Annotated in this window: 20 protein-coding genes; 9 read left to right on the forward strand and 11 right to left on the reverse strand. The window is 40.4% G+C overall.

Translation table 11 applies throughout. The features are described 5' to 3' along the window. Nucleotides 1-7: 7 nt before the first annotated feature. The 3 genes from CSV63_RS05940 to CSV63_RS05950 all read right to left on the reverse strand — a co-directional run bounded on the left by CSV63_RS05940 (nucleotide 8) and on the right by CSV63_RS05950 (nucleotide 2514). The gene (locus CSV63_RS05940; RefSeq protein ID WP_099694970.1) at nucleotides 8-1324 is read right to left on the reverse strand and encodes a DUF4179 domain-containing protein; all 1317 of its coding nucleotides are present in this window, start codon (nucleotides 1322-1324) and stop codon (nucleotides 8-10) included. After that, nucleotides 1317-1841, reverse strand: coding sequence for an RNA polymerase sigma factor (locus tag CSV63_RS05945; protein ID WP_233191961.1), 525 nt, complete (start codon nucleotides 1839-1841; stop codon nucleotides 1317-1319). The genes CSV63_RS05940 and CSV63_RS05945 overlap by 8 nt, the downstream gene beginning before the upstream one ends. Before the next feature lie 325 nt (nucleotides 1842-2166). After that, on the reverse strand, nucleotides 2167-2514 hold the full coding sequence (locus CSV63_RS05950; RefSeq protein WP_099694971.1) for a DUF378 domain-containing protein: 348 nt from the start codon (nucleotides 2512-2514) through the stop codon (nucleotides 2167-2169). A gap of 170 nt (nucleotides 2515-2684) precedes the next feature. On the opposite strand from CSV63_RS05950, the gene CSV63_RS05955 reads away from it, so the two are divergent. Together CSV63_RS05955 and CSV63_RS16450 are read left to right on the forward strand one after the other, a co-directional pair. Further along, entirely contained in the window at nucleotides 2685-3602 is a 918-nt protein-coding gene (locus CSV63_RS05955) for a patatin-like phospholipase family protein (RefSeq protein WP_099694972.1), read from the forward strand. Nucleotides 3603-3677: 75 nt separating this feature from the next. Beyond that, nucleotides 3678-3833, forward strand: coding sequence for a hypothetical protein (locus tag CSV63_RS16450; RefSeq protein WP_158233918.1), 156 nt, complete (start codon nucleotides 3678-3680; stop codon nucleotides 3831-3833). Nucleotides 3834-3867: 34 nt separating this feature from the next. On the opposite strand, the gene CSV63_RS05960 is transcribed toward CSV63_RS16450, so the two are convergent. Then, nucleotides 3868-4095, reverse strand: coding sequence for a group-specific protein (locus CSV63_RS05960; RefSeq protein WP_099694973.1), 228 nt, complete (start codon nucleotides 4093-4095; stop codon nucleotides 3868-3870). A gap of 333 nt (nucleotides 4096-4428) precedes the next feature. Between CSV63_RS05960 and CSV63_RS05965 the strand changes: the two genes are divergently transcribed. From CSV63_RS05965 to CSV63_RS05980, 4 genes are all read left to right on the forward strand, one after another. Beyond that, complete coding sequence (locus tag CSV63_RS05965; protein ID WP_099694974.1) at nucleotides 4429-4686, forward strand: potassium transporter TrkG; 258 nt, start codon at nucleotides 4429-4431, stop codon at nucleotides 4684-4686. A 115-nt stretch (nucleotides 4687-4801) separates the two neighbouring features. Then, nucleotides 4802-5173: a GntR family transcriptional regulator gene (locus tag CSV63_RS05970; protein WP_099694975.1), complete on the forward strand. Its 372-nt coding sequence runs from the start codon at nucleotides 4802-4804 to the stop codon at nucleotides 5171-5173. A 5-nt stretch (nucleotides 5174-5178) separates the two neighbouring features. After that, a complete protein-coding gene (locus CSV63_RS05975; protein ID WP_099694976.1) occupies nucleotides 5179-6039 on the forward strand; it encodes an ABC transporter ATP-binding protein in 861 nt (286 codons plus the stop codon). After that, a complete protein-coding gene (locus tag CSV63_RS05980) occupies nucleotides 6036-6707 on the forward strand; it encodes an ABC-2 transporter permease (RefSeq protein ID WP_099694977.1) in 672 nt (223 codons plus the stop codon). Before CSV63_RS05975 ends, CSV63_RS05980 begins: the two co-directional genes overlap by 4 nt. Before the next feature lie 120 nt (nucleotides 6708-6827). Here the strand turns inward: CSV63_RS05980 and CSV63_RS05985 are convergent, their stop codons facing one another. Both CSV63_RS05985 and CSV63_RS05990 read right to left on the reverse strand, forming a co-directional pair. Continuing rightward, nucleotides 6828-8282, reverse strand: a complete 1455-nt coding sequence (locus CSV63_RS05985; RefSeq protein WP_099694978.1) for a protein adenylyltransferase SelO — start codon at nucleotides 8280-8282, stop codon at nucleotides 6828-6830. Between the two features lie 269 nt (nucleotides 8283-8551). Further along, the gene (locus CSV63_RS05990) at nucleotides 8552-9409 is read right to left on the reverse strand and encodes a YitT family protein (protein WP_099694979.1); all 858 of its coding nucleotides are present in this window, start codon (nucleotides 9407-9409) and stop codon (nucleotides 8552-8554) included. 158 nt (nucleotides 9410-9567) lie between these two features. On the opposite strand from CSV63_RS05990, the gene CSV63_RS05995 reads away from it, so the two are divergent. Beyond that, the gene (locus tag CSV63_RS05995) at nucleotides 9568-11355 is read left to right on the forward strand and encodes a multicopper oxidase family protein (protein WP_099694980.1); all 1788 of its coding nucleotides are present in this window, start codon (nucleotides 9568-9570) and stop codon (nucleotides 11353-11355) included. A gap of 63 nt (nucleotides 11356-11418) precedes the next feature. Here the strand turns inward: CSV63_RS05995 and CSV63_RS06000 are convergent, their stop codons facing one another. Beyond that, entirely contained in the window at nucleotides 11419-14577 is a 3159-nt protein-coding gene (locus CSV63_RS06000) for a DEAD/DEAH box helicase (protein WP_099694981.1), read from the reverse strand. Beyond that, nucleotides 14550-14966, reverse strand: a complete 417-nt coding sequence (locus CSV63_RS06005) for a (deoxy)nucleoside triphosphate pyrophosphohydrolase (protein ID WP_099694982.1) — start codon at nucleotides 14964-14966, stop codon at nucleotides 14550-14552. Before CSV63_RS06005 ends, CSV63_RS06000 begins: the two co-directional genes overlap by 28 nt. A gap of 155 nt (nucleotides 14967-15121) precedes the next feature. Between CSV63_RS06005 and CSV63_RS06010 the strand changes: the two genes are divergently transcribed. Both CSV63_RS06010 and CSV63_RS06015 read left to right on the forward strand, forming a co-directional pair. Next, a complete protein-coding gene (locus tag CSV63_RS06010; RefSeq protein WP_099695023.1) occupies nucleotides 15122-15907 on the forward strand; it encodes a tryptophan-rich sensory protein in 786 nt (261 codons plus the stop codon). A 539-nt stretch (nucleotides 15908-16446) separates the two neighbouring features. After that, nucleotides 16447-16983 (forward strand): ECF transporter S component, encoded by a 537-nt coding sequence (locus tag CSV63_RS06015; RefSeq protein ID WP_099694983.1) that lies wholly within the window; start codon nucleotides 16447-16449, stop codon nucleotides 16981-16983. A gap of 178 nt (nucleotides 16984-17161) precedes the next feature. On the opposite strand, the gene CSV63_RS06020 is transcribed toward CSV63_RS06015, so the two are convergent. Genes CSV63_RS06020 through nhaC form a run of 3 tightly spaced genes read right to left on the reverse strand, consistent with a single transcriptional unit; the run spans nucleotide 17162 to nucleotide 21031 of the window. Further along, complete coding sequence (locus CSV63_RS06020; RefSeq protein ID WP_099694984.1) at nucleotides 17162-18652, reverse strand: aldehyde dehydrogenase family protein; 1491 nt, start codon at nucleotides 18650-18652, stop codon at nucleotides 17162-17164. Then, entirely contained in the window at nucleotides 18633-19562 is a 930-nt protein-coding gene (gene dapA / locus CSV63_RS06025) for a 4-hydroxy-tetrahydrodipicolinate synthase (RefSeq protein ID WP_099694985.1), read from the reverse strand. Before dapA ends, CSV63_RS06020 begins: the two co-directional genes overlap by 20 nt. A gap of 23 nt (nucleotides 19563-19585) precedes the next feature. Beyond that, the gene (gene nhaC, locus CSV63_RS06030; RefSeq protein ID WP_158233919.1) at nucleotides 19586-21031 is read right to left on the reverse strand and encodes a Na+/H+ antiporter NhaC; all 1446 of its coding nucleotides are present in this window, start codon (nucleotides 21029-21031) and stop codon (nucleotides 19586-19588) included. Nucleotides 21032-21037 lie beyond the last annotated feature (6 nt).

The raw sequence follows: 21037 nt of genomic DNA on the forward strand, positions 1-21037 counted from the left end.
ACGTTTTTCATTTTAATTCTATTTTTATGTCGCCTTCAAGATAATTTGGATACGCAAATAGTTCCAGCCTCAGCGGATTCGTGTAATCTGTTCGGTCGAAGTTCAAGTCCCAATGTGTAGCTTCTTCATCCCCATACTTTCCTGTTGTAGGGATTTCCACTTCTACCCCCTTTGCATCAATAGCGGATCCAAGAAAGAAAAATGGAAATTCCACTTCATCCACATTTTTCATTATGAATTCGGCATGATGTTTATTGGATTGCAATAACTGGATTTTTTGGTCTTTTGGCTGATTGAGCCATTCCCCGGTTTCCGTATTCACTTCCGCAAAGGCCTCTTCCGCTTTTAGCGCCTGCACTTTATTGATGCGCAAATAGAGCTTTTTAGGTTTTGAAAAGTAATTGCTTTGAAGGAACAATGTAGAATTTCCATCCTCCCTACCAAATGCAGTCGTGCCATTTTGAATAGCCCCCCAGACTTCGCCTTTCTCATCCTCCAGTCGTATGTCCTCGAATTGTAGAATTTTCATCGTATTGGCAGGGTCAATGGAAATCTTCACACCTACTCGCAACGGGGATACCGTGACCTTTTCAATTGTAAACTTCTGTCCTTCGATATCTACTTCTTTATCTATAGTATAGACTTCACTTGGCTTTACTTGCCCAGGCACAGTGAATGGTACAGTAAATAGGGTTGGTTCACCTTGTAATTTGATTGCAATCTTCAAATCAAACGACGGCTTTTCTGAAGTATACAATTCCCCAAACTGATAATCGATACGATCCTTGTACGTATATACCTCTTTTTCCCCCATTATATTCCCATAAGAAAAGCTACCCTCTGGAATGCCTTCCGCTTTCAAATTAATATAGTCCACTTGTAAGCCTTTCAACGAACGCTTCGATTCAATTGTGTAGAAAATATTAATCCCCGTCTCATCCAGAATGACACCATCTACTGTCAATGTTTTATCGTCAATCGTTTGAGTCACTCCGATTTCTTGATAATAGTCGTTCTGAATTACCGCATCGAGTCCTTTATCCATCGCAATCAATTCCACGAATTTCTCTAGACCCGGAATGGAAGCTACCGCCTGGGCGAATACAGGGGATACGCGAATAGACGTAATGAATGTCAGTAGCAATAATGCCACAACCGCTACACTTCCAAAGATTCTCTTACGTCTTTTTCTCGCTTGCTTTTTTTCCCGACATGCCCTTTCCATGCCTCGACAAATCGCCTGGTCAGCTTCAGATAAAGGCAGCGACTGTTGATCTAAATGCTCTTTCAACTGCTTTAATCGCGCTTCTTCTGTCTCATACATGATCACTGCCCCCTTTATCTTCAAAGTATGACCTCAACGTACGCATCGTTTTGTAAAGCCTCGATTTCACGGTGCTTTCCGGTATATTTTCAGATTGTGCTATATCTTTAATTTTTGAGTCCTGAAAGTATTTCAAATAAATTAAACGTTGCTCCTCGTCAGATAAAGTTGCCAGTGCATCTCTCAATTCAATATACGAAATGTCTTCTGCTGATACTGTTTCCAAACCACTATCGTCTACTGTGTATCGCTTACGTAGTTTCAACTGATCTTGGCAATAATTTATCATGATACGAATGAGCCAGGTTTTGAGATAGCTAGGTTCTTTTACTGTCCGAACTTTTTTATAGGCACGATACGTTACTTCTTGAAGTGCTTCAATCGCATCGTCTTCGTTTCGCAAAAAAGCCAAGGCTGTCCGCAGAAGCGATTGCTTATGCAATTGCATCACGGCCAGAAATGCTTCATCATCTCCAGCTATTGCTCTCACATGCAACTCTTTTTCCTTTATCTCCATTGGACGGTCACCCCATTCTTTGCCCTCTTATACATTAGACTCTAAACTGGCTAAAAAGTTTACATCAATTTTTATTTATTTGTACGCACAAAAAAATGCCTACTCCCGCAAGGCACCTTACTTCACTTATTCTGTTCCGTCAATTTATCCTGTATAAACAACTAAGCTACCATCATACGCTTTAGCCCTACAATAATAATGAAATCCACCCCCTTTTGTACGTAAGCTACGTCTTCTACCGTCGCATTGTTACATGGAGACGCAATAAATTTCATAAATACACGAGAAAGGGTGTTCTCGCTTTTACACGAGAACACCCTTTTAATTATTCTTTTGGTTCTTTACGTGACCGATCCACTTTTTTATTCTTCCCCATCATATCCAAGTCTTCCCCAAATTCAGTGTTGTAATTCACATTCCGAATTCGATCAAAATGCTTATGGGGCTCTACTCTTTCATCCACATCCTCAATAATCTCCTCATTTGATTTAACTAAAAGTCCAATCGCTGCCAATCCGCTCAGTCCCACAATGGCATAGACAATCTTGGCAAGAATCGTGTTTTGTCCTCCAAATACACTGGCAACCAAGTCAAAGTTGAAAAATCCGATCAATCCCCAGTTTAGTGCACCAATAATGACTAATGTCAGTGCAATTCGCATAAATACGCTCATGTTGCACACCTCCTCCAACAATCTATAATCGAATCCTGTACATGTTTGTATGGATTCTTTATTATAGTTCACCGAAAGGGAATTTTCATACATTTCTACATGAATATTGTTCTATTTCTGTTGCGGAGACCTTACAGTAGTAGACCAATAAAAATGAAAGCAGGGATACAGTGCGGATCAATGGCGTATTTTCAGGCGGGGGATTGAAAGGTTTTGCGCTAGTTGGCGCAGTTCTGGAGTTGGAGAAACAAGGTTATCGCTTTGAAAACGTAGCTGGCACTAGTGCAGGAGCTATTGTTGCAAGTTTTTTGGCAGCCGGCTATACAGCAGATGAAGTCAGAGTCATGTTGGCTGAAGAAGATTTCCAAGCCCTGCTGGATCCGAGAAAGACACTATTGCCATTTCCTTTTATGAAATGGATATCGCTTTATTGGAGAATGGGATTGTATCAAGGAAAGGCGTTGGAGGAGTGGTTTTTTGATAAACTCGCACGTAAAGGTTGTTATACATTTGGTGATCTTCCGAAAGGATCATTAAAATTAGTGGCATCTGATTTAACAAATGGCAAGATGATAGTATTGCCTGACGACTTGGAAAAATACGGATATGACTCTGACCGATTTTCAATTGCGAAAGCACTGCGTATGAGTTGTGGCATTCCCTACTTTTTTGAACCCATACGTCTCGATGCACCAAAAGGTACTATAGTAGTAGACGGCGGTGTATTAAGTAATTTCCCGATGTGGATTTTTGATGAAGATACATCTGCACATAAACGACCTGTAATCGGGCTCAAACTAAGTCGCAATCAAGATGAAGTACCCGGACGCACCATTCGAAATGCCTTACAATTATTTGAAGCACTATTCTCCACAATGAAAAACGCGCATGATGAAAAGTATATTTCAAAGCAACATGCGCAAAACATAGTCTTTATTCCTGTGGAAAATTATAGTGCAACACAATTTGATCTAAACGAAGAACAAATGGAAGACTTGCTATCAATCGGAAGTAGTCGTACTAAGGCATTCTTGCTCACTTGGTCGCCAGCGAAACCCAAGTTAGTCAGCAATCAACATGTCATGTAATTGAAATATTTGATTTCAACCCAGTTTAAAACACTATCCTGGCGGGTAAATTGTCTTATAAGGAGGGTTGCAATCATGACCAACCAAAACGAAAGTTCTATTTTCATCCGAGAGCTCGAACTACTCAGTGACGAGTACTGTACTGCACCCGCCGATATCAAAACTTTTATCCTACAAGATATTCAGTTACTTGAGTCTGCGATTTCTCTTTTACAAAGTGACGTACAGTAATTACTTATCATATAGAGTAGATATATAGTTCAGCTCATACAAATAACTGTTGCATTTTATAATCACGGTCTACACGTTCTTTTTCTGTTGCCAAGTCATATTTTTTCAACAAATGAAATACCTCATTTAACGACTCTTGACTCAATGATTTGCTTAAATACAACTCACAGCTCTTCACTAATTCTTCTGGCATGAAAGATTTCTGTTCTGCTAATTTTTCTACAACTTCTGGTTGCGTATGATCTATTGCACAATTACTCATTTCATTCACTCCCTTAGTAACACTGTATCACAGTTTTCTATGGAGACAAAACGAAGACTTGTGGCTAATTCAGTAAGAGCTACGAGTCTTTTCATTATCTTTTTTATCTTATTACCGACATTCATCTCCCGCTTACTCATTGGGCCGTGCCCGATTCATTCCTTGAAGCGGGAGTCTTCTGTCGGAAATAAGATAAAGTTAACGACCTTTATGATTATTTTGCTAGCGACAATTTCTTACTTTAGGGGAATAAAAGAACCACATATTTTCTAGCGTTCCATTAAGACAGAAGTCATATTTCGTTCTATGGCTATAGGAGCGGTGAGCTCGGTTATGATTTTTGTTGCTTTATTTTTGCTGACCGTTACTGAAAAGATGCCTTTTCTGTCTTTATTATTTGAGACCGTCTCGGCTTTCGCGATTGTGGGACTTTCGTTAGGAATTACAGGAGATATTAGCCCAGCAGGTGAAGTGATTCTTTGTTTTGTCATGTTTTTAGGCCGCATAGGGCCATTAACTTTATTCTTCTTGCTGATTCACAAAAAGAAAGAGTCTTTCCATTACTCGTATGATCAAGTGCAAACGGGTTAATGGATAGTAATTGTTCATATCAAAAACCTCCAAGATTTTACTTTGGAGGTTTTTTGCTGTTGACTTAACTGTGTATACTGTTTATATACAGTAAGGAAAGAAAAGGGGTGATGTATTGAATATTTTCATCTCCAATTCGGTGAACCAACCGATTTATCTGCAAATTAAAAACCAGCTAAAAGAGCAGATTTTATTGGGGGCACTGAAAGAGAAAGAAGCGCTACCTTCCATACGCAAATTGGCGAAAGACTTGCAGATCAGTGTCATCACAACTAAAAAAGCTTATGAAGAACTGGAACGGGATGGACTTATTGAGACATTTCCGGGAAAAGGATCATTTGTAGCCGCGCAGAATCACGAGCTATTGAAAGAAGAGCAGTTAAAGAAAATTGAAAAACAGCTGATAACTGTTATTCAAGACGGGCGAGCATTTGACGTGGGGTTGGAAGAGTTAATCCATATGCTGACATTGCTATACGAGGAGTGATAAGAATGGAAAATATAGCGGAAGTACGAAAACTGACGAAACAGTTTAAAGGCTTTACACTCAACAACCTGAACTTTGATATTAAAAAAGGATTCATTACTGGATTCATCGGGGCAAATGGTGCTGGGAAAACCACAACGATCCGCTGTTTAATGGATTTAATTCGTGCTGATCAAGGAGAAGTACGTGTATTTGGTAAGTCACATAAAAATCACACTGTAGATATCAAGGAGCGTATCGGTTTCGTTTATGATGCGGATTTCTATTACGAAGACCTGACTATCGAGAAAAACAAGCGCATTCTTGCACCCTTTTATTCAAAGTGGGACGATGAACTATTCTATTACTATTTAAGAAAGTTTCAGTTGAATACAGCACAACGAGTTAAACATTTATCAAAAGGTATGCGAATGAAGTTTTCACTCGCAATGGCCCTTTCTCATCATCCTGACTTTATCATTATGGATGAACCAACTGCCGGTCTAGATCCCATTATCCGCCGCGAACTGCTCGACATAATGCAGGATCTCATACAAGATGAGGAAAAGGCAATCTTTTTCTCGACGCACATCACAACGGATTTGGAGAAAATAGCCGATTTCATTGTTTTCATTCATAATGGAAGTATTATTTTTCAAGGCGAGAAAGATGAATTTACCGAACGTTATGTATTGGTAAAAGGTACAGCCGATCAGCGTGCCCTGCTCGCCGGATTACCTACGATTGGACTACGCACTACAGATGTCGGCTTTGAATGTTTGGCAGATACCGTGGAAATTCCTTTAGAGCACCTATCATCATTGCTTATTGAAAAACCGACACTCGAAGATATTATGTACTACACCGGAAGGAGAGGATTCGAATGAATGCCTTGAGCCGAAAAGACTTATACACACAAAAGGCGAGTACTTTCTTACTTACAGCACTATGGTTCATTATTTTCACAAACTTTTTCACAGATGGTCAGCCTGTCCGTCATGTTTTACTTCTAATATTCGTCGCTTATTTCATAGCTATTTCAACGAGTAATAAGGCATTTGAGAAAGAGTCGGTCTTAATAAACAGCCTGCCGGTAACAAGAAAACAATTCGTACTGGCAAAATATATGTCTGGTTTCATCTGGTTCGGACTGTCAGCGGCTGCGGTGTTAGTTTATATCTTCTTGTTCGATACATTTGCTCCATTTCCCACTCGGATGATGACAATCCCTGAATTACTCATCGCACTTGGATGCTTTTACCTCATCATTTCCCTTTTTTATCCGCTGCAATTCAAGGCAGGCTATATACTTGCGTCTTCTTTAACAATTGCCTTACCGTTACTAAGTCTGATGTCGTTTAGAATCATAGTAAATATCATGGAAAATCCGAGAATGGTTGCGGAACAAAAATTCTTTCTGCACACCGCAGATCTTATAACTACCAATCAATGGACAATCGCACTCTCCGTTCTACTAATCAGTGCCTTACTGACATGGTTATCCATTCTATTATCGATACGAATCGTGCGTAAAATAGATTTTGATCACGCATAACTTTTCAAACTAAAAGACTTTTTCAAATAAAAATCGTAACTTTGTAATTTTTCAGCCTTACCTCCATACAAAAAAATGCCCCTTTTGAAATGTAATGTAAACTTTCAATGGGGCATTCCTTTATGTTCCGCAATACGTTTGAAAAGTAGCTCCGTCTTCAGGCGGATTCACGTATTCTTCTTGTTCAACAGTATATGCATAAGGGTTTTCTAGAACTTCAAGTAGCTTCATAAACGGCTGCATATCTCCAGCTTCAGCTGCCTGTAGCGCCTCTTCTACCCGGTGATTTCTCGGAATGATCGATGGATTATATTGCTTCATCAATAACTCCACTGCTTGCGCGTCTTCTGACTGACGTTGAAGTCTATCAACCCAACGCTTTTTCCACTCTAGAAAATCGGGCTCGTCGAACCACTCTTCTTGCTGTCCAAGCGTCAACGAACGGAACGTATTTGTATAGTCAGCTTGATGTTCTTTCATGATAGTCAGCAAATCTTTTACCAATGTTTCATCGGCTTCCTCTTTATTGAACATACCTAATTTGGACCTCATACCCGTTAACCATGCCGAGCCGTAAATCATGGCGAAATTGGAAAGCTCATTCTCCGCTAGCTTCACTGCTTCCGCTTGTTCTTCATGAAGCAACGGCAACAGTGTTTCAGCAAAACGAGTCAGATTCCACTCTGCTATACCGGGTTGATTACGATAAGCGTAGCGTCCTTGTATGTCAATTGAGCTAAAGACGGTTTGCGGGTCATAGCTGTCCATAAACGCACACGGTCCATAGTCAATCGTCTCGCCGCTGATGGTCATATTGTCCGTATTCATCACGCCATGAATAAAGCCGGCAAGCTGCCAGTTTGCAATCAAAGATGCCTGACGCTTTATGACTTGTTCTAATAGGGCTACATATGGTTGTGACGCTGATTCTACTTCAGGGAAGTGGCGTTTTATTGTGTAATCGGCAAGAGCACGTAAATCTTCAACTTCTTGTCTGGCTGCCGCATATTGGAACGTTCCGACACGTAAATGACTTGAAGCAACTCTTGTCAACACGGCACCTGTCAAAGCCGTTTCACGTAAAACAGGCTCCCCCGTTACCGTAACAGCTAAACTGCGTGTTGTGGGGATATTCAGTCCATGCATGGCCTCGCTAATCAAATATTCACGTAACATGGGCCCGAGAGCCGCACGTCCGTCCCCACCGCGCGAATAAGGTGTCCTTCCTGATCCCTTCAATTGAATATCCACCCGTTGTCCTCTCGGCGTCAACTGCTCTCCCAACAGCATGGCCCGTCCATCGCCTAGCATAGTAAAATTACCGAATTGATGACCTGCATAGGCTTGAGCAATTGGTTCTATTCCTTCTAGTTTTTCATTTCCAGCAAAAACAGCGACCGCCTCTTTCGAATGCAATTGTTTTTCATCGAGTCCCAGCGATATTGCCAGTACATCATTAGTCAGTACCAGTTGCGGTGAGCTGACGGTATTTGGTTCCACTACTGTGTAAAATGTTTCCGGTAATTCACGGTAACTGCATTCAACATTCCAGCCGATGTTTGGGTTATGTTTCATATATTCTTCTTCCTTTCCATACGTTGCCCTAGTATGAATCACTTTTATTTATCATGCACTATTTTACTTAATTTACTATCTATATCAGATGTATGTATTGTATCATTTCGATTAGAGGTCAGCCAAAGCAATCGAATCACTGACATCCCTTCAAACAGCCAGTGCTATTGATCAACCATCCTATTTGGAGATGTTACAGAGCAAACTACGAGCCAGTATGATCATAAAAAAGCTATCCTAGACATCACTTGGTGTCTAGGATAGCTTTTTCAATATACTTTTGCGAGTGAAAATCCTCTACCGAGAATTTCAGAAGCATTTAGAAAGACGACAAATGCCTGAGGTTCTTCCTCTCTTAAGATCTTCTTCAAGTAAATTGCTTCCGATTGCTCGACCACACATAGAATCATGGTCTTTTCCTGATTGGAAAAGCCACCTACCGATCGAACTTTAGTCAATCCCCGATCAATCTCTTCCTTGATAATCGTCTGGATACGTTCTTCATGATCCGTAATAATCAATACTAGTTTAGATTGAGATGTTTGTAACTGTACAAAGTCAATCACTTTACTCGTCACAAAAATCGCCATCATCGCAAATAATGCCAACTCCAGATTAAATACGATAGCGGACGCAATCACAACCAATCCATCTACGAATAATTGCGCATACCCACTAGACAGACCTGTGTACTTTTTAACAACCTGCGCCACTGTCGCAAGTCCTCCAGTTGATCCATTTCCCCGATAGACTATGCCAAGCCCTACTCCTAACATAATTCCCCCGTAGATTGCTGACAATAAAGGATTGTCAATCGTCGAAGGAATATCTGCAGTCAGCCAAATGGTTAGCGGTACAAAAAATGTTCCCACTAATGTTTTCAGACTAAAATCCTTGCCAAGAAGTACTAGACCTATAATAAATATCGGAATATTAATAAGCCACTGCACAAAGGCCGGTTCAAATCCATACACCTCATACAGAATGGTACTAATACCAGACACACCCCCAGCTGCGAGTCTTGCTGGCAAGAAAAATATATTAAAAGCCAAACCGACTAGCATGGATCCGATCATAATCCAAACATATTCAATCAGTAGCTTTTTTCTCGGTGAACGGGTCTTCATTTATAAAACCTCCCTATCTTGATGAGCTAAAAGCACTTTTGCTATTTTACATCAAATTGTAAGCGATGAATAGCCTATCCGTAGTTTATAGGTATAAGTGGTCCCTTCTATGCATCTACTAGTTTTGATAGTAAATTCACTTGGAAGGAAGCGATGTATTGAAATTAACACCGTTTATTGATCCATTACCTATCCCCCAATACCTTACTCCGCTTGAGAGGCATAAGTGCTTCTCATATTATGAGATAGGTATGAAGGAGTTCTTCCACGAATTCCATTCAGAATTGACACCCACTAAGATTTGGGGATATGAAGGGCAATTCCCTGGACCTTTAGTAAATGTGAACAGTGGCGAGTGTGCACATATCAAATGGAAGAATGAACTGCCCGACAAACACTTCCTACCCATTGACAGAACGCTGCACGGTTCAAGCGAACATATGCCAGATGTTCGTACAGTCGTCCATTTACACGGGGCGGAGGTTGAGCCAGAAAGTGATGGTCATCCTGAAGCATGGTTTACGAATAACTATCATATGGTAGGTCCCGTATTTGACTCTCCTGTTTATAAATACAATAATAATCAGCGTGCCGCCACACTTTGGTATCATGATCATGCGGTCGGTATTACACGTTTAAATGTTTATGCCGGTCTCGTCGGAATGTATATTATTCGCGATGAAGAAGAACGTAAACTGAATCTCCCTTCCGGTGCGTATGAAATTCCACTCATTATTGCTGATCGCGGATTTAACGAAGATGGTTCCTTATTTTATTCAGATACAACAAATGTGAGGCCAGGACCTGTACAGCCTGGATTGACATTCCCGCATCCATCCGTCACACCTGGTGAAGCGTTTGAAAACATCACAGTTAACGGTAAGGTCTGGCCATACTTAGAAGTAGAGCCAAGAAAGTACCGATTCCGCATATTGAACGCTTCAAACGAACGTTTTTACAAAATGAACTTGTCAAACGGTCAGAAAATCATACAAATCGGCTCAGATGGTGGGTTATTGGAAACACCTGTATATATGGATACATTAACGATTGCACCCGCCGAACGGATGGATGTAATTATTGATTTCTCTAAACTGGCACCCGACGATACGATTGTTTTAGAAAATACGGCGGCCACACCATTTGATTTCCCACCGCCAATAGGCACTCTCCCTGATCCTGAAACCGATGGACAGATTGTGCAGTTTAGAGTGGTCGAATTAACAGGACCAGATACAAGCAAAGTTCCCGCTATACTCAGCAACATACCTAAACTACGGGAATGCGACGCCGCTCAAACACGTGACATTACATTGGATGCAGACATCGATGAATATGGTCGTTTCAAGTTCTTGTTTAATAATAAAGGTTTCATGGAACGCATCGATTTCAAGCCTAAACTGAATGATACAGAGATCTGGCGCATCATCAACACGGCTGGCGCGACGCATCCTATACACATCCACTTGATTCAATTCCAGATTCTCGACCGTATTCCCTTTGACGCCCAAGGTTTCACAGCGAATGGTTTACTCAGTTTTACGGGTCCCCCTGTACAACCTGACGTCAATGAACGAGGCTGGAAAGACGTCGTTCAATCTCCGCCTGGATTTGTGACACGAGTCATTATGCGTTTTGCTCCATTCACCGGTCGCTACATGCTTCACTGTCATATTTTAGAACATGAAGACCATGATATGATGCGACAATTCGAAGTAGTGGAGCGCAAATGTAGTTGCAAAAATAACTGCATATGCGAGGATCACAAACCAAAGCGTAAATGTGAATGCAAGAAGAAATGTACATGCCGCGGCAAGTGTACATGTAAAAAGTCATGTACTTGCAAGAAAAAGAAATCCAATCACGTATCGAAAGAAGAACGTCGCCATAAAAAGTGTCCTACGTGTCCTCCTTGTTCCGAGACGTATCGTTGTGAGTGTGAATGAAGGAAAGCCCGCGAGATATATCGCGGGCTTTCTTATCGTTCGATTAATTTAAAAGTAGAGTTACTATAATACATTCTTAGTCGCAATTTGCAACATTTTAGCAGGCATTTTTTCATGTAGCCTCCAAACAAAGCTAATAGGTTGGCTTCCTTTATGACTCACGTAGTTAGCTGTACCAAGAAAAGTGAATGGTGCTGTATTCCCTGACTCTTTTTTGTATTCTCTAACGAACAAAGCTATATTGTTACCAACCTTTCGCTGATTAATATACCTTTGACCCGTAGGGCTAGTATCGGACGTCCGATTTTGTGATTGCCAATGAAATAAAACGTCATTGATTGCATAATCCTCATATTGAGTGGAAGGTGAAAAGTCTTTTTCTGACTTATTCAATGTTATGAAAAATATATCTGTTTTTAGACTTTCAAAATACTTGACTCCCTCGCGAAATGCCGGCCTCGCTTTATTATCGTAATAGCCGAAGGACGACAGTATTTGATCCGTGCTATATTTCGCGTGCACACGTAAGGGCGATACATATTTGAATGGGGACGGTTTTTCTACAGAACTAATATTTTCTAGACATACGGATAATACTTCTTGAATTTCACTTCTCATTTCATCACAGTTAATTAATTGCTGTATGCCATCTTCCATACTAGAAAACGAAAAGGCAGTAGGTGTTTTAGTAAAAAACGAGTAATACAACATGCTTAACATTAATTCTTGTTCTTTGCTTTCCACTAACCCTTCTTCCAGATATCTTTGATAAAATATAATTAAATCAACAGAATCTAAATGAAATAATGTTTGAATTCGCTTACCCATAACTTCTTCATATTCACTTTTAAATTCTTCTTTAATTCCCGCCTCTACTTTCAAACGTCCAAATGTACGCTCTCTTCCTGTTCCATAAAATTCAGCCAGTGTTAAGTGATAATACTGAAGAAAGTTCAGTAATGTAAGAGGTTGACCGGTATCCTCAGTGAAAGTAGATATATTTTGTATCAATTCCTTTTTACGATTTCTAACTGCTTTAATATTACGCAAAATATACTCCTTGGCTTGTCTTTCCAGTTGGATTACCGATCCCTTTGGTAAGTTGAAAAAACCATTCTCAATATAATGACGTACAGAATGTTTCGTACGCCCTATTAATGCCCGAAATTTTTCTTCAAAGGGGTAGTCTGTATGTGCTTGTCCAACAAAATCGAGAACAGTCAAGCACTCTTTTCCTTCTGAAAGGCGCAAACCCCTTCCCAGTTGTTGAAGGAAAATTGTTAAGCTTTCAGTTGGGCGTAAAAAAAGGACCGTGTTAATTTCCGGTATGTCTATCCCTTCATTATATAAATCAACTACGAAGATAAATTTCATTTCACCTTTTACTAGTTTTGACCTGGCTGAATCACGCTCATTATCTGTAGAGTTTCCATGTAGTGCAATAGAAGGGATACCACTTTTCATAAAATAAGCAGCCATATATTCAGCATGTTCTACCGAAACACAAAATCCTAATCCTACTACTTGGTCCAATGAAGTCACATACTTATGGATACTACGGATAATCAAATCACTTCTTCGATCATTGGTTGTATAAACGTTTGAAAGCTGATGCTTATCATATCCGCCACGTGACCACTTCAAAGAAGACAGATTGACTTCATCAGTCACACAGAAGTAATGAAATGGACTCAGCAGTTTGCGATCAATTGCTTCCGTCAAACGCATTTCAGTTGCCATTCGATTATCAAAGTAACGTAGCACATTTTCCAGATCCATCCGCTCTGGAGTGGCAGTCAATCCCAACAAAATACTGGGTTCATAATATTCCAATAACGACTGGTAGGTTGGTGCTGTAGCATGATGAAACTCATCTACTATGATAAAGTCATAGAAGTCTTTTGTTGTTTTACTAAGCATCTTTCGACTGTTCCAACTTTGAATACTCATAAAAAGATGATCTATAGTATTTGGTTCATGTTTACCAACAAACATTTCACCGAAATTGGCATCTTTCAAAATCGCACGAAATGTAAACATACTTTGTCTCAGAATCTCTTCTCTGTGCGCAATGAACAATAGTTTTGCATTCGGTTTTTGCATAATAAATCTTTTAAAATCAAAAGCAGAAATAACAGTTTTCCCTACACCTGTGGCTGCAACCACTAAATTTTTCATGTGGCCATGTACAGTTCTTTCCACTTCCACTTCATCCAATATCTCTTGTTGATAATGATAAGGGTGTATATCTAAGATGTATGGATCTTGCTTTTCTTTAATTAAATTCTTTCTCAAAGATTCACGTACCAAATTCCAATTGGCTTCTTCATGTTCAGACAGACTTTTAAATTCCTCATCATTCCAGTAGCCCTCAAATGTTGCTTCAAACTTACGAATAATGTCAAATGAATCTTTCTCTGTCACCTTTAAATTCCACTCCAAACCAGAAGTGAGTGCTGGATTGGATAGGTTTGAGGAACCAATATACGCTGTACTGAAACCTGTTAATCTTTTGAACAAATAAGCTTTGGCATGAAGTCTAGTTCTCTCCTTATCCAGCGAAACACGAATTTCCGTGTTTTGTAGCTTGCTTAATTCTTCAATAGCTTTATAATCTGTTGCTTCCATGTAAGACGTTGTGATGACTCTGAGAATCCCACCACGTTCTGTGAATTGGCGCAATTCCTCGATAATAATTCGAAGTCCTGACCACTTTACGAATGAAACTAGCCACTCAATTTCATTACAAGTTGCAATTTCCTTCTTTAACTCTTCCAACATGTTTGGCTCTGCATGGGATCCGGTAAATAAAGAACTTTGTGTTAACGGCGTGATAGGTCTAGGTAATTTTCTGGGCTTTGTAGATGGAGTAATATTCATAGTGTATTGGATTGAAGTTAATAACTCTGCTTGTTCATCCAATTTCAGCAAACTAAAATCTTCATCATTCAATTTACGTTGTAGAACTTCAATAATTTCATTACAAGTTTGTATTTGTTGAATTAATACATCTTCATCTTTTAACTTTTCTTTTCCTCTAGCATCTTCTCTAGCGAATGAAAGTACTGTAGACGTTACTGAAGATATATATGCTGAGAGAAATGTTTTCGCTTCCTCAACGTCTAATTTTTCTGTTTCAACTGAATACATCTCAGGCGACAACCTAAGTAGTTGTGTTCTAATTTTTTCATTAATTAATTGTTCGTAAATACCTTCTTGCATTGACGCACCACCCTTTCAATCGCCGGTATATCCGCAGGTGCCCATTCCACAGTATGTAACTGATCTTTTGCAATCCAACGTAATTCCGCATGTTCTGTCGCCACAGGCTTTCCTTCTACGATCTTCGACATGAATGTTTCTAATCGAACAATGACTTTTTCGTACTCATATATAGTGTCTTCTACTGCTTCTCCTACAGTAATGGTGCAACCGAGTTCCTCTTGAATTTCACGTCGTAAGGCTTGCTGATGTGTTTCCCCCGTTTCAATTTTGCCTCCCGGGAACTCCCAGTAATTCGGCAATGTCATCGTAGGACTACGAAGTGCAGCTAATACTTCACCTTTCTCGTTTTCAATCACCGCTCCCACTACGTGCACATTTTTCTTCATGTGTTCTAGCCTCCATTTTATTACCTATCCATTTGGGATCCATTATACCATCACCCGCTACAAATTGAATAAGGCTTCCCATGTTTCACCCTGCATTAAATCAGGAATATATAACTATGGACTACACTACAATGAAACAAAGTGGAGGTGGGGAAATGAAACAAGAGAAATCTTCTATGCTGTTACGCATAGCTATTGTTATCACCTACGCAATCATGATCACAGCTAACGCATTGGCCAATATCCTTCCTCTAAATGGACAAACGACTGGTGAGCTATCGGATAAATACGGAAATCTATTTGCACCGGCAGGATTTACGTTTTCTATTTGGAGTCTGATCTACTTACTGCTATTATTCCATGTCATCTATCAACTTGGCTTTTTCCAAAAGAATAAAAATCCACCACTTCTTAGTCAAGTAGGGATATGGTTCTGTATCTCTTCTGTATTGAATGCGTCGTGGATTTTCTTATGGCATTATGAATATCTGTTACTTTCCGTTATAGTCATGTTACTCATGTTGCTGACATTAATAAGAATCAATACCCTCACATTTAATGCTTCGCTGACTAGAAGAGAAACGTTCTTCATAAAGCTTCCGTTCAGCATATATTTCGGATGGATTACCATCGCTACGATTGCAAACATTACCGCTTTTCTCGTTTCTATTGAGTGGGACGGATGGGGTTTATCTGACGTCATATGGACGATTATCATTTTATTCGTCGGAGCTGCTATCGGTATTCTAACAACGATCCGACGCCAGGATATAGCCTACGCATTTGTATTGATTTGGGCATATTATGGGATATATTCTAAGCATACTTCAGAAAGTGGGTTTAATGGAGAGTATCCTTCTATTATCTTATCTATCTTAATCTGTTTGGTGCTCATAGTTTTGACTATTGTACTTGTTGTAGCAAAAAAACTTCGCAAATAAAAAGCGCAAAGGAGCAGGCTATTGCCTCTTCCTTTGCGTCAAATAATCATGCCATCAGGTCGTGTTATCATACAATACCCAATACTTACATACTACTACAAAAACTTATCGTGATGTTTTTAACAGCCTGTCCAATCGGGGACGATTAAATCTTTGCACACGTTAACCATATATTTTGCTAACGGACAATTGATTCAAGTAGCGACTTAAGCCATGCTTCCCCCCATAAACACCCTATATAAAACTATACTAACCCCCGCGTGTCGGAGTCAATTGGCGTTGTCTAACCTGGCCCCGCCTACACTAATTTTGTGTACTTTTATCATTTTACCATCCTTTCATTTCTATTTCCAAATACCGTATAGTCCAGGGGGTTATACCCAATAAAATATTACACAACTAAGTATCGAGTGTTTTTTTTAACAACATGAAAAGCCTTTGCCCTGACCCCTTAACTTTGTTACAAATTGACTCTTTTTAAAGCATCAGATTTCCTTTATTCTAAATTTACTACTTTTTACGTGAGGAAGGTTCAGGCCATGCAAAAAACACAGAGCTATCCACTACAACGAACGAAGACGTTTGATCTCATACTGACATCCATGCTTGCATCACTCGTGTTCGTCGCCACACTTTTACTCAATATTAAACTACCTCTCGGGAACGGTGGGCTAATCCATCTTGGAACCTCCATGTTGTTCATTGTCTCCATTTTATTCGGACCGAAGAAAGGTATGATTGCAGGAGCAGTCGGAATGGGTTTGTTTGATCTCGTCAGCGGATGGGCTCTATGGGCACCTATCACTATCTTGACACGCGGCTTGCAAGGTTATATTGTAGGTAAAATCGCTTGGTCAAATGGTCGTAAAGGGACGAGCTTCAAGTTCAATCTACTTGCAATGCTAGCTTCCATACCATTTACGATTGCTGGCTATTATATCGGAGAGAGTATTCTATATAACAGTTTGATCATCCCACTTGCTTCCATTCCAGGTGATTTGGTCCAATGTGCAGTAGGAATCGCCATTGCCGTTCCTGTCTGTGCCATGTTAAAAAAGGTTTCACTGTTCAAGTAAATATACAGTTGAGATTCATGGTATCTCACATGCTGCCATTAATTCTAAATTTCTCAAAGTCCACTTGATTAATCATTTAGTGTCCTAGACTATCTACATGCATGAGTATGAAAACAGTAGTCCATGACAAAAAATAACCTGTCCGAGAGATTTTGGTCTCCCGAACAGGTTATTTCTATTACTGCTTCATATTTACGAATACACTTTTCACTTCCGTATAATTTGCTAAGCCATATTCGCCGCCCATTTCACGGCCAATGCCCGATTGCTTATAACCACCGAATGGCATAGTCTCCCACTCAAGGCCGAAGTCATTAATCCATACAGTACCAGTTTGCAATTTACTAGCGATATAATGTGCTTTTTTGACATTTTCTGTCCAAACACTTGCCGCCAAGCCATATTCACTATCATTCGCGCGCTGGATTACTTCTTCTACTGTATCAAAGACGAATAGTGATAAAACAGGACCAAAGATCTCCTCACGAGCGATTGTCATATGATCTTCTACATCCGCAAACACTGTTGGTTGTACGAAGAAACCTGTTTCATGCGCTTTCCCGCCTCCAGCTACTAGACGTGCACCTTCTTCATTCCCTTTTTGGATATACTCCAAGACAATTTTCTGCTGCTTAGCAGATACGAGCGGGCCCATTTCCGTAGATGGATCCATTCCAGGTCCGACTTTCAACGCTTTCGCTTTAGCGGCTAGCGCTTCAACAAATTGATCATACAGGCTGCGATGGATATATGCGCGAGTACACGCACTACAGTTTTGTCCATGGTTATACATAGTTCCTGCAAATACGCCTTCGATAGCTTCTTCTACATCTGCATCTTCCAATACGATAGAAGGTGATTTTCCACCCAGCTCAAGTATAATACCTTTCATCTGATCTGCAGCAGATTTCATTACTTGTTTTCCTACTGCTGTAGATCCTGTAAATGCCACCTTATCTACCTTTTCATGTGTGATTAAAGCATTACCTGCTACACTTCCAGCGCCTGGCAATACGTTAACCACACCGTCAGGGAAACCGGCTTCTTTAAACAGGCTAGCTGCATAAAGTAACGATAATGGTGTTTCACTTGCCGGTTTGATGACTACTGTACAACCTACTGCAAGTGCAGATCCAAGCTTCCACGCTGCCATCGCTAAAGGGAAGTTCCAAGGGATTACTTGCCCTACCACGCCAACTGGCTCATGCACGATATAGTTGAGGTAATCAGGAGATACTTGAACAGTTTGTCCAGTGATCTTCGTTGCCCAGCCTGCATAGTAGCGGAAATGTTGTACAGTACCATCTACGTCGTCAGCCAATGCCACTTCGTATGGTTTCCCGTTGTCTAACGCTTCAAGCTGTGCCAGTTCTTCACGGTTCTCGTCAAGTAAATCTGCAAACTTGTAGATCAAGTGTGAACGGGTTGCCGCGTCCATCTTTGTCCATTCACCTTCATCGAATGCTTTACGAGCAGCTTCCACAGCAACATCGACATCTTCTGGCTGTGCTTCGCTTACTTTGGCGATGATTTCTTCCGTTGCAGGATCGAGTACGTCAAATGTTTTTCCGCTCTTCGCTTCTACATACTTTCCATTAATATAGAGACCTTTTGTATTGCGTAAAAATTCCTGTACTTTAGGTTTTAGTTCATAATTTACTTTCAGCATTCGTCGCTACCTCCAATTCTTTCTTTAGTACGCCAAGTCCATCCATCAAATCTTTTAGCTTTTGATCTTCTTCTTCGTTCAATGGTAGACGCGGCAGACGGCAAGGTCCTCCTGCACAACCTTTAAGCTCCATTGCGCGTTTTGCGATTTGTACATATTTACCAGAACCTTCTAGGAACTCACATAGAGGCAATAATTCATCGTATAACTTCCACGCTTCATCCATATTTTCGTCCTGCAATGCACTGTACAATTTCATAACATGACCCGGCACGATGTTTCCTGAAACGGAAATCCATCCTGTTGCGCCAACCAAGAATGATTCAATCGCCAAGTCTTCTGAACCACAGAATACTTTTAGGAATCCTTCACCTTGACGTGCAATATCGCGCGCTTTACCGATTCCACCGCTGGACTCTTTGATGTGTGTAATATTTTCCACGTCGCGCCCCACACGCAGGATCGTTTCTGTGCTGATGTCTACGCCAGACGTGAACGGGTTGTTATAAATCATAACCGGTATTTTAACGGATTCAGCTACCGCTTTGAAATGTTCGTAAATTTCATCTTCTTTTGGATGAGCGTAATAAGAGTTAATCAATAGTGCTGTGTGTGCACCTGCTTTTTCTGCCTGTTGTGTGTATTCAATTGCATCCGCCGTTGTTTCTGCTGCTGTACCTACGATCAACGGAACGCGACCATTGATTTGTTCCACTGCTACTTCTACTGCTTTGAAACGCTCTTCTTTCGTTAAACTTACGAATTCTCCTGTACTTCCATTAATCGCAATTCCATTAACGCCTTCTCCGATAAAATGCTCAATATTGTTACGGAACCCGTCCCAATCAATCTCTTTCTGATTTAACATCGGTGTTACCAATACTGGAAAGATACCTTTTACTTCTGTCATTTTAAATTCCTCCAATTAGTGTTTTAGTTAGTTACATTTCCTATTTTATTTATACTGCTTATGCTACTTGTTTCACCCTCGGGCTCTTGCATTTGCTCGCCAGGCTGGGTCCGCCAAATAAATTTACCTGTAAACCCGTAAATAAGCGAGATGATGAGAACTAAAAAGTTAAACCATAAGAATGGCAGATAACTCATTGTGGATACACCGAGTGCTGCGGCCATAAATACACCGCCATCCGACCAGGGAACCATAGCCGTAGTGACTGTTCCACCGGCTTCTGAGTTTCTCGACAGCACCCGGCGATCCATATGCAATTTGTCATAGTTATCACCAGTAATTTTAGTCGCCGTAATCAATGAAACATACGCTCCACCGAATGCGTTACCAAGAAGACCTGCTAACAAAGTTGTTACTGTTGCTTTACCTGGATTGTTCGCCCATTTGCCAAGGTAATTCCCTACTGCTCGCAATACACCAATTCGTTCCATCAATCCCCCTACACCTAGAGCAAAAATGATCAACGCAATGACATCCAGCATAAAGACAATTCCACCACGATTTAACAAATTATCGATAAACGGTACACCTGATTTAATCGTGTTACCTGCATACATAATATTGAATGCCCCGAGGAACGTCGCACCCTGGAACAAAAATGCCCAGATCGTTCCTAAAAATGCACCAAACAAAATAACAGGAATAGAAGGCATTTTGAATATCAACAACAAAATGACTACTGCTGCCGGGATCAACATATACCAACTAATATTGAAATACTCTTCTAATGAACCCATTGTGTTCAATGCAGCTGATAGATCTCCGCTCCCTTTGTAGAAGAGTCCTACAACTAAGAACAAGACAGCTGAAATAATCCACGCTGGTAATGCGACTGTGAACATCGACTTAATATGATCGATGAGATCAACTTTTGACAGTGATGCTGTCATAACCGTTGTGTCAGAAAGCGGCGACATCTTATCCCCTACATAGCAACCTGAAATAACGGCACCTGCAACGAGCGGTAATGGGAATCCGAAACTTGCACCAATCGCCATCATGGCAATACCGGCAGTACCTGCTGATCCGAATGAAGTTCCTGTAGCAATCGATGTTACCGTACAAATAATGAAAGCAGCCAATAAGAAAATACTTGGGTTAATGACTGATAATCCGTAATAGATAATCGAAGGAACAATACCGCCCGCAATCCAGGTACCAATTAATGCACCCACCGAAGTCAGAACGATGATAGCTTCCAGACCATCATTGACACCACTCAATAAACCATCTTGCATTTGCTTATAGCTATAACCAATCTTTAATCCTAAGCCTATAATCAGGAACCAAGTCGTCAAGAGCGCCAGATGAATGGAAATGCCGAATACGACAATAAATGTCACCATAATTGCTCCAAATCCGATTAGCACAAACAATACTTCGGCCAAGCTGGGTAATCTCTTCTCCATTTTCAA

Source organism: Sporosarcina sp. P34, assembly GCF_002743375.1.
In the GTDB taxonomy this organism is placed as follows: domain Bacteria; phylum Bacillota; class Bacilli; order Bacillales_A; family Planococcaceae; genus Sporosarcina.